The 9,182-nt window shown below is 70.7% G+C and carries 9 protein-coding genes; 5 read left to right on the forward strand and 4 right to left on the reverse strand.

What is annotated here, in order from left to right; genetic code table 11:
- Positions 1 to 40: 40 nt before the first annotated feature.
- Positions 41 to 625 (reverse strand): helix-turn-helix domain-containing protein, encoded by a 585-nt coding sequence (locus OG496_RS12705; RefSeq protein ID WP_405970938.1) that lies wholly within the window; start codon positions 623 to 625, stop codon positions 41 to 43.
- Positions 626 to 731: 106 nt separating this feature from the next.
- On the opposite strand from OG496_RS12705, the gene OG496_RS12710 reads away from it, so the two are divergent.
- Complete coding sequence (locus OG496_RS12710; RefSeq protein ID WP_405970939.1) at positions 732 to 1,589, forward strand: EamA family transporter; 858 nt, start codon at positions 732 to 734, stop codon at positions 1,587 to 1,589.
- Between the two features lie 47 nt (positions 1,590 to 1,636).
- On the opposite strand, the gene OG496_RS12715 is transcribed toward OG496_RS12710, so the two are convergent.
- Positions 1,637 to 2,434 carry an acyltransferase gene (locus tag OG496_RS12715; RefSeq protein ID WP_405970940.1) on the reverse strand — a complete coding sequence of 266 codons (798 nt, stop codon included), beginning with the start codon at positions 2,432 to 2,434 and terminating at the stop codon, positions 1,637 to 1,639.
- Positions 2,435 to 2,541: 107 nt separating this feature from the next.
- Here OG496_RS12715 and OG496_RS12720 point away from each other — a divergent pair, with 107 nt between their 5' ends.
- Positions 2,542 to 3,069 (forward strand): gamma carbonic anhydrase family protein, encoded by a 528-nt coding sequence (locus OG496_RS12720; protein ID WP_405970941.1) that lies wholly within the window; start codon positions 2,542 to 2,544, stop codon positions 3,067 to 3,069.
- A gap of 84 nt (positions 3,070 to 3,153) precedes the next feature.
- Here the strand turns inward: OG496_RS12720 and OG496_RS12725 are convergent, their stop codons facing one another.
- Positions 3,154 to 3,798 (reverse strand): DedA family protein, encoded by a 645-nt coding sequence (locus tag OG496_RS12725; RefSeq protein ID WP_405970942.1) that lies wholly within the window; start codon positions 3,796 to 3,798, stop codon positions 3,154 to 3,156.
- A 273-nt stretch (positions 3,799 to 4,071) separates the two neighbouring features.
- On the opposite strand from OG496_RS12725, the gene OG496_RS12730 reads away from it, so the two are divergent.
- From OG496_RS12730 to OG496_RS12740, 3 genes are all read left to right on the forward strand, one after another.
- Complete coding sequence (locus OG496_RS12730) at positions 4,072 to 5,781, forward strand: ABC transporter ATP-binding protein (RefSeq protein WP_405970943.1); 1,710 nt, start codon at positions 4,072 to 4,074, stop codon at positions 5,779 to 5,781.
- Positions 5,778 to 7,742, forward strand: a complete 1,965-nt coding sequence (locus OG496_RS12735; RefSeq protein WP_405970944.1) for an ABC transporter ATP-binding protein — start codon at positions 5,778 to 5,780, stop codon at positions 7,740 to 7,742. The genes OG496_RS12730 and OG496_RS12735 overlap by 4 nt, the downstream gene beginning before the upstream one ends.
- Positions 7,743 to 7,817: 75 nt before the next feature.
- Complete coding sequence (locus OG496_RS12740) at positions 7,818 to 8,894, forward strand: iron-siderophore ABC transporter substrate-binding protein (RefSeq protein WP_405970945.1); 1,077 nt, start codon at positions 7,818 to 7,820, stop codon at positions 8,892 to 8,894.
- Between the two features lie 64 nt (positions 8,895 to 8,958).
- Here OG496_RS12740 and OG496_RS12745 read toward each other — a convergent pair whose 3' ends face one another.
- The gene (locus OG496_RS12745) at positions 8,959 to 9,168 is read right to left on the reverse strand and encodes an MbtH family protein (RefSeq protein ID WP_266869299.1); all 210 of its coding nucleotides are present in this window, start codon (positions 9,166 to 9,168) and stop codon (positions 8,959 to 8,961) included.
- Positions 9,169 to 9,182 lie beyond the last annotated feature (14 nt).

Below are 9,182 nucleotides of genomic sequence, written 5' to 3' on the forward strand. Positions count from 1 at the left end.
GCGGCTCACGGGGTGTCCCGAAGGGGCGTACGGCGGCTGCTCACGGGGTCTCCCGGTGCACGGGCGGGACCGACACCGCCATCACCATCTCCATCGGTTCGTCGCCCCGATTGCCGTACGTGTGCGGGGTGTTGGCCTCGAAGGTGGCGCTCGCGCCGGCCGGGACGACATGGTCCTCCCCATCCACGGTGAGGGTCAGCTCGCCGGTGGTGACATGGACCAGTTCGACGGTGCCGGTGGGGTGGGGCTCGGAGGCGCTGGAGTCCCCCGGCATCAGCCGCCAGTCCCACATCTCCAGCGGTCCGGGTGCCTCGGTGCCGGCGAGGAGGCGGTTGTAGCTGCCTGCGTCGGTGTGCCAGAGCCGGACGGCGCGGTCGGCGGGGACGATGCGGACCTTCGGGCCCTGTTCGTAGTCGAGCAGGGTGGTGATGCTGACGCCGAGGGCGTCGCCGATCTTGACGACCGTGCCGATGCTGGGGTTGGTGCGGGCCTGCTCGATCTGGATGAGCATGCCCCGGCTGACGGCGGCCCGGGCGGCGAGCACGTCCAGGGTGAAGCCGCGCACCGAGCGCCAGTGCTTGACGTTGCGAGCCAGGGACTGGTTCAGCAGGTCGAGGTCCGACACGTTCCGCCCATACCTTGAGTTCAATATTGTGGATGACAGGGTGCAATGGATCGAACTACGGTGTGCTGCACCCGATTGTTCACCGAACTGTACTGCGAGGCACCCCGTGACAGCATTCTTCGCCCTGGCCACCAGCCTCCTGTGGGGGTTGGCCGACTTCGGCGGAGGCCTGCTGACCCGACGGACCCCGGCGCTGACGGTGGTCGTGGTCTCGCAGGGGATCGCGGCGGCCGTGCTCGGCGCGGTCGTGGTGGGCACCGGGGGCTGGAGCGAGGCCGGGCCGCGGCTGTGGTTCGCGTTGGCGGCGGGGGTGGTGGGGCCGGTCGCGCTGTTCAGTTTCTACAAGGCGCTGGCGCTGGGCCCGATGGGCGTCGTCTCGCCGCTCGCGACGCTGAGCGTGGCCGTACCGGTCGGGGTGGGGCTCTTTCTCGGCGAGCGGCCCGGTCTGATGCAGGCGGCGGGGATCGCGGTCGCCGTCACCGGGGTCGTCCTCGCGGGCGGTCCGCAGTTGCGGGGTGCGCCCGTGCAGCGCCAGACGATCCTGCTGACCCTGATCGCCGCGCTCGGCTTCGGCACGGTGTTCGCGCTGATCACGGAGGCGTCCAGCAGCGTGACCGGCCTCTTCCTCGCCCTGTTCGTACAGCGCGTGACGAACGTTGCCACAGGTGGGGCCGCGCTCTACGTCTCCGTACGGCGGGGCGGGACCGCGCTCCCGGCGGGCGGGTTCCCCTGGGGTTCGCTGCCGGCACTGGCCTTCGTGGGACTGGCCGATGTGGCGGCCAACGGAACGTATTCGATCGCCGCGCAGCACGGGCCGGTGACGGTGGCGGCGGTACTCGCGTCGCTGTATCCGGTGGTGACGGCGCTGGCCGCGCGCGGGTTCCTGAGCGAGCGGTTGCGGGGGATCCAGGCGGCGGGGGCGGGGCTGGCGTTGGTGGGGACGTTGTTGCTGGCGACGGGGTGAGGGGTGGGGCGGGTTGCGTGTGGGGACGCCTCGCCATGCGTGCCGGGTCAGGCCTCCGCGTCCAGTTCCGCGAGGTGGGCGATCACGTTCTCGTCCAGTTCGGCCAGCCGTGCCGCGCTCGCCTCGTCCAGGCCCGCGAGTGCTCGGAGTTGATCCGGGGTCACATCCGCGGGGATCGGCACCGGCGCCGGGGTGCGGAGCGGCGGCTGCCAGCCCTCCGTAGGGGTCCACCGGCGTACGACCCGTGCGGGCGCGCCCGCCACCACGGCGTGGTCGGGGACCGTACCGCGGACCACCGCACCGGCCGCCACCACCACGTTCCGGCCGATCCGGGCGCCCGGCAGGATCACCGCGCCGGTGCCGACCCAGCAGCCGGGGCCGATCTCGACGGGTTCCATGCGCGGCCACTGCTTGCCGATGGGCTCGTGCGGGTCGTCGTAGGAATGGTTCGTGGACGTGACGTAGACGTACGGCCCGAAGTAGCAGTCGCTGCCGATGGTGACCGTCGTGTCGGCGATGACGTGGCTGCCACGGCCGAGGACGACGCCGTCGCCCAGGCGCAGGATCGGGTCGGGGCCGAGGTCGAGGTCCGGCATCAGGCCCGCCGTGAGGGTGACCTGTTCGCCGACGATGCAGTGGGAGCCGAGGTGGATCCAGGGTTCACCGAAGACCGTGCCCAGGGGGAAGGCGAGCCGGGTGGCCTCGCCGATGGCGCCGAAACGGAAGCGGCCGGGGTTCTCGGCCGTCACCGAGCCCGTGCGCTGCACCCAGGCCCAGCCCGCGTGGACGGCGCGCTGCGCGAGGTGGCTCCGCCATTTTGAGAACGTGTTCTTGCGGTTGGGCACCCGGCCACGGTACTCAGCGTGAGCCGCACCCATGAGGTCCGGCCGCTGTGATCTTCGCCCTACCGATGTCGTACCGTGCGGGTGTCTTCGACGGTTGGGAGGGTCTTATGACGCACAGGGCGTTGATCGTGGGTATTGGTGGGCGCGAGCCGAAGGTCGACGGGGAGGCCTTCGTGGCTCCTACGGCGTCCGTGATCGGGGATGTGACGCTGTCCGCGGGGGCGAGTGTCTGGTACGGGGCGGTGTTGCGCGGTGACGTCGAGCGGATCTCGGTGGGCGCGAGCAGCAACATCCAGGACAACTGCACGCTCCATGCCGATCCGGGGTTTCCGGTCAGTGTCGGGGAGCGGGTTTCCGTTGGGCACAACGCCGTTGTGCATGGGGCGACCGTCGAGGACGACTGTCTGATCGGGATGGGCGCTACCGTGCTCAACGGGGCGGTGATCGGGGCGGGTTCGCTTGTTGCGGCTCAGGCGTTGGTGCCGCAGGGGATGGTTGTGCCGCCTGGGTCACTGGTCGCCGGGGTGCCTGCGAAGGTGCGGCGGGAGCTGAGTGGTGAGGAGCGGGAGGGGTTGACCCTCAACGGGACCATGTATGCGGAGTTGGCCAAGGCGCATCGCGGGGTCCATGAGTAGGGCGTCTGGCGGGTGCGGGTCGTGTGCGGCTGCTCGCGACCACGCGGCGGAGCCGCATATTGAGCACAGCCCCGCGCCCCTTCACTACTCGCCGGCGGTTACCGGCTCGGGCTCGTTCTTCTTGGCTGTCATCTTTTGCGCCTTGCGGCGCACCATCAGCATGGAGGCGACGCCGACCAGGACCGCTGCCGCCAGGCCGAAGTACGAGAAGCGCTTGAGCCAGTCCTCGGCGACGATTCCTACGTAGTAGACGACCGCCGTGGTGCCGCCGGCCCAGATGACTCCGCCAAGGACGTTGGCGATCAGGAACTTCCAGTAGGGCATGCGGAGTACGCCCGCGAGGGGGCCCGCGAAGATGCGGAGGAGGGCGATGAAGCGGCCGAAGAAGACGGCCCACATGCCCCACTTCTCGAAGGACCGCTCGGCGGTGGCCACATGGCCTTCGCTGAAGTGTCTGGGGAACTTGTTCGCGAGCCAGGCGAGCAGGGGACGTCCGCCCTTGCGGCCGATCGCGTAGCCGATGGAGTCGCCGATCACCGCGCCCAGGCTCGCGCAGGCGCCCAGGACGACCGGGTTGATGTCCGAGTGCTGGGAGGAGAGCAGGGCCGCCGAGACCAGGACGATCTCGCCCGGCAGCGGGATGCCCAGGCTCTCCACCCCGATGACGAGTGCCACTAGGGCGTAGACGGCCACCGCCGGAACCGAGTCGAGCCATTCCTGGACGTGCAACGCCGGTCCTCCTGTGCTGCGCGGACTGCCTGTCCTGCCGGCATGCGCCTCGCGGAAAAATGGGCGCACTCCGGAAGCCTACCGCTCGGCGTCAGACGACAACGCCCCTCGGGCGACGGCACGGACGACGGCTCGGACGACGGCTCGGAGGCCCCTCTGCCGACCGCATCGGAATCGCTCCGTTACGTGCCAGGAGGACCGAAAGGGCGTCGACTGCCCGAGATTCACTTAAGGTAGCCTTGCCTAAGTTGGCCGGTTTCCGGAGGGTGGCTGGTGGGAGCAGGGGAACTGTCGGGGCGGGACGTCCTGACGCGCTCGGTCAAGGGACAGACACGGCGTGTCGCACTCGGCTCGGCGCTCGGAAGCGTGCACCAACTGGGGGAAGCCCTGGTGCCGGTGCTCATCGGTGTCGTCATCGACCAGGCCGTCGCCGGTCAGAACGCCGGACGCCTGGCGCTCTGGCTCGGCGTACTCGCCGTCATGTACGTGACGCTGTCGTGGAGTTTCCGGCTGGGCGCCAAGGCCGGTGAGCGCAGTGCCGAAGAGGCCGCGCACACACTGCGGTTGGCGATCGTGGGGCGGGTGCTGGACGCCCGTGGCGGTGCCGAGGAGGGACGGCTGCCCGGGGAACTGGCCAACGTCGCCACCGAGGACGCCAAGCGGGTCGGCGCGGTCAACATGGCGCTGATGGCCGGGATCTGGGCCTTCGCGGGTGTCGCTGTGAGCGCGGTTGCGCTGCTGCTGACGTCCGTGACGCTCGGGTTGATCGTGCTGCTGGGTACGCCCGTGCTGTTGTGGCTGGGGCATCTGCTGAGCAAGCCGTTGGAGCGTCGTAGCGAGGCCGAGCAGGACAAGGCCGCTCATGCGTCGGGCGTGGCCGCCGACCTGGTGGCCGGGCTGCGGGTGCTGAAGGGCCTCGGTGCGCAGGACGCCGCCGTCGAGCGGTATCGCCGGACGAGTCGCATCTCCCTTGCCGCCACGCTGCGTTCGGCGCGTGCCGAGTCCTGGCAGACCGGGCTGGTGCTCGCGCTCACCGGTGGGTTCATCGCGCTGATCGCTCTCGTGGGCGGCCGGCTGGCGCTCAACGGGTCGATGACTCTGGGGCAGTTGGTGTCGGCGGTGGGGCTCGCGCTGTTCCTGCTGGGGCCGTTGGAGACGTTCGCCTGGGTCAACGCCGAGCTGGCGCAGGGCCGTGCCTCGGCCGCGCGTGTCGCCGAGGTGCTGGCCACCGGGCACGCCGTGGTGGACGGCGACGACCCGGTCGCCGCGCCCGTCCGCGGGGAACTGCGGCTGCGTGGCGTACGGCTCGGTGGGCTCGACGGTGTCGATCTCGACCTGCCCGCCGGGCAGTTGACCGGCATCGCGGTGACGGACCCGGCCGGCGCGGAGGCGCTGTTGCGGTGCCTGGGGCGGGAGACCGATCCGGAGTCGGGGTCCGTCGAGCTGGACGGCGTGCCGCTGACTCGGCTTGATCCGGCGGGACTTCGGGCGGCCGTGCTGGTCGCCGCCCATGACGCGGCGCTGTTCGAGGGCTCGTTGGCGGCGAACGTGACACCGGAAGACGACTCTCAAGGTGGAGAGGCCGATCTCCTCACCGAGCGCGCCATGGCCGCCGCCCGCGCCGACGAAGTCGCCGACTCCCTGCCGCACCGCACGGCGACCGGCGTCGGTGAGGGCGGGCGCTCCCTGTCCGGTGGGCAGCGCCAACGCGTGTTGCTGGCAAGGGCGTTGCGTGCCGGACCGCCCGTTCTGGTCGTGCACGATCCGACCACCGCTGTCGACACGGTGACCGAGGCGCGTATCGCGAGCGGTCTGCGTGAGTTCCGGCAGGGCCGCACCACGATCGTGGTGACCAACAGCCCCGCCCTGCTCGCCGTCACCGACCACGTGATCCTCCTCGACGCCGGCCGCGTCGGCGCCGAGGGCACCCACGCGGACCTCGTACGAACCGACGCGACCTACCGGACGGCGGTGCTGGCATGACGACCGGAGCCGAGGGGACGGGGGCGCGACGGGTGGACGTGCGAGGGATGGACGCGGAGCAGGCGGACATCGAGCAGGCGAGTGCCGGGCAGGTGGGTGCCGGGCTGACGCAGGCCGAGCCCGTCGACGCCGGACAGCCGCGTGCAGAGCGGACGCCCGCCGACCCATCGAACCCCGACCAGTCCGAGCCCGACCGCACCCTCCTCCCCACCGCCACCCCCGCCCGCACCCGCGCCGCAGTCCGTGAACTCCTGCGCCCGCAACGGGGTTTGGCCGCCGCCGGATTCGGGCTGATGGTGCTGGCCACGGCCGTCGGACTGCTCACCCAGCCCCTGTTGGGCCATATCGTCGACGTCGTCACCGAGCACCGCTCCCCCGACGCGCTCACCTTCCCCGTGGTCGCGCTGGCCGGGGTCGCCCTGGTCCAGGGTGTGACCACCGCGCTCGGCATGTCCCTCGTGTCGCGGCTCGGCGAGACCGCGCTCGCACGACTCCGCGAACTGTTCGTCGAGCGTGCCCTGTCGCTCCCCCTCGACCGGGTGGAGAAGGCCGGGTCCGGTGATCTCAACGCCCGTGTCACGCGCGACGTCTCGCGGGTCGCCGACGCCGTGCGCGGGGCACTGCCCGAACTGGCGCGGTCCGCGCTGTCGATCGTGCTGACGCTGGGCGCGCTCGCCCTGCTGGACTGGCGGTTCCTGATCGCGGCGCTGATCGCCGTGCCGGTGCAGGCGCACACCGCCCGCTGGTACGTGCGCAACGCCGTTCCCCTGTACGCCAAGGAACGCATCGCCACCGGGACACAGCAGCAGCAGTTGCTGGACACCATCGGCGGGGCGCGGACCGTACGGGCGTACCGGCTGCAGAAGGGCCACACCCGGCGGGTCACCGAACGCTCGCGGTCGGCGGTCGAACTGACCATGAGCGGCGTGCAGTTGATGCTCCGCTTCTACAGTCGGCTGCACATCGCCGAGTACCTGGGACTGTCCGCCGTCCTGGTCACCGGGTTCCTGCTGGTGCGCGACGGTTCCGCGTCGGTCGGTACGGCCACCGCGGCCGCGCTGTACTTCGCCAGTCTCTTCGGTCCGGTCAACACCGCACTGGTGCTGCTGGACGACGCCCAGTCGGCAACGGCCGGACTGGCACGGCTCGTTGGGGTCGTGGACGAACCCGCGCCCGTGGTCGCCGACCGCGCGGACGACCGTACGACGGCCGGCGGGCCCCCGTCCGTGACGCTGACCGGTGTCTCCCACGCGTATGTGCCGGGCCGCCCGGTGCTGCACGACGTCGACCTGGAGATACGGCCCAAGGAGCGGGTCGCGCTGGTCGGTACGACCGGTGCGGGCAAGACGACCCTCGCCAAGCTGGTCGCGGGGCTGCACCGCCCGCAGTCCGGCCGGATCGACGTCGGCGGCGCCGAACCGGACGAGGCCGGTCACCTGGTCGGGCTCGTCACACAGGAGGTGCATGTCTTCGCCGGGCCGCTCGCCGAGGATCTGCGGCTGGCCCGCCCGGACGCGCACGTCGAGGAACTCCGGGAGGCGCTCGAAACAGTGGGCGCGCTCGGCTGGGTCGAGGCGTTGCCGGAGGGGCTGGACACCGTCGTCGGTGACGGTGGTCATCGGCTGACCGCCGACCGTGCACAGCAACTCGCCCTCGCCAGGCTGCTGTTGGCGGACCCGCCGGTCGTCGTACTCGACGAGGCCACGGCGGAGGCGGGCAGTTCGGGCGCCCGGCAGCTCGACGAGGCCGCCGAGCAGGCGCTGCGTGGCCGTACCGCGCTGGTCGTGGCGCACCGGCTCAGCCAGGCCGCCTCCGCGGACCGGGTGATCGTCCTGAGCGACGGCCGGGTCGTGGAGAACGGCACGCACGACGAACTCCTCACCGCCCAGGGCCAGTACGCCGCCCTGTGGCACGCCTGGTCCGACAGCCGTTCCGCCGAGGCAGCCCCCGACGCCCACTAGGCACCCCCCTCTCAGACCTCCCCCAGACCTGTCACCCCCCGCCGAACCCACCGCGACGAACAGAAGGATCATCCGATGCCCCGCGCCACCAGAGCTTCACGGCTGTCCGGCCTGCTCGCCTCCGTACTCCTGCTGGCCGTCACGGCGGTCGGCTGCGGTTCCTCCAACTCCGACTCCACGTCGTCCAGTTCGAACACCTCGGGGTCGGAGGCGAAGGCCTCCGCGGACGCGTTCCCTGTGACGATCGCCCACAAGTTCGGCAGTACGACGATCAAGTCCGAGCCGAAGCGGATCGTCACGGTCGGTCTCACCGACCAGGACGCGGTCCTCGCCCTGGGCACGGTGCCGGTCGGCACGACCGAGTGGCTCGGCGGCTACAAGGGCGCGATCGGCCCATGGGCGAAGGACAAGTTGGGCAGCGCGGCGGCGCCGACCGTCCTCAAGGACACCGGTACCGGTCCGCAGGTGGAGAAGATCGCCGCCCTGAAGCCCGACCTGATCCTCGCCGTGTACTCGGGTCTCACGAAGGCTCAGTACCAGAGCCTGTCGCAGTTCGCGCCGGTCGTCGCCCAGCCGAAGGCCTACAACGACTACGGCGTGCCGTGGCAGCAGCAGACCGAGGAGATCGGCAAGGCGATGGGCAAGGCCGACGAGGCCAAGACCCTGGTGTCGGGCGTCGAGGCGAAGTTCGCGGCGGCCAAGAAGGCCAACCCCTCCTTCGCCGGTGCGTCGGCCGTCATGGCGACCCCGTACGAGGGCGTCTTCGTCTACGGCAGCCAGGACCCGCGCTCCCGCTTCCTCGCCGACCTGGGTTTCACGCTGCCGAAGGACCTCGACAAGGTCATCGGTGACACGTTCGGCGCCAACATCAGCAAGGAGCGCTACGACCTCCTCGACCAGAAGGTCGCCGTGTGGATCGTGCCGGACACCACCACGGCCGTCACCAAGCTGCACAGCGACAAGATCTACGGCGACCTGAACGTGGTGAAGCAGGGCCGCGAGGTCTTCATCAAGGAGACCAGCGACTACGGCAACGCGGTATCCCTGTCTACCGTGTTGAGCATCCCCTACGTCCTGGACCGCATGGTGCCGCAGCTCGCGGCGGCGGTGGACGGCAAGACGTCGACGAAGGTGGAGCAGCCGGCGTCCTGAACCACGGGAACGTGAAAGGGGGGCGGGTCCGAGGAAGTTCGGACCCGCCCCCCCTTCCGTGTGCTCAGACCCCGTCGACCTCGACCAGGCTCTTCGGCCTCATGTCCGTCCAGTTGGCCTCGATGTGGTCGAGGCACTCCTGCCGCGCGGCCGGTCCGTACGCGACCGTCCAGCCCGCCGGTACGTCCACGAAGTCGGGCCAAAGACTGTGCTGGCCCTCGTCGTTGACGAGGACGGAGTAGACGCCTTCGGGGTTCTCGAACGGGTTGCTCATGTCGGGGGTTCCCT

The organism is Streptomyces sp. NBC_00988, from assembly GCF_045162645.1.
Taxonomy (GTDB): Bacteria; Actinomycetota; Actinomycetes; order Streptomycetales; family Streptomycetaceae; genus Streptomyces.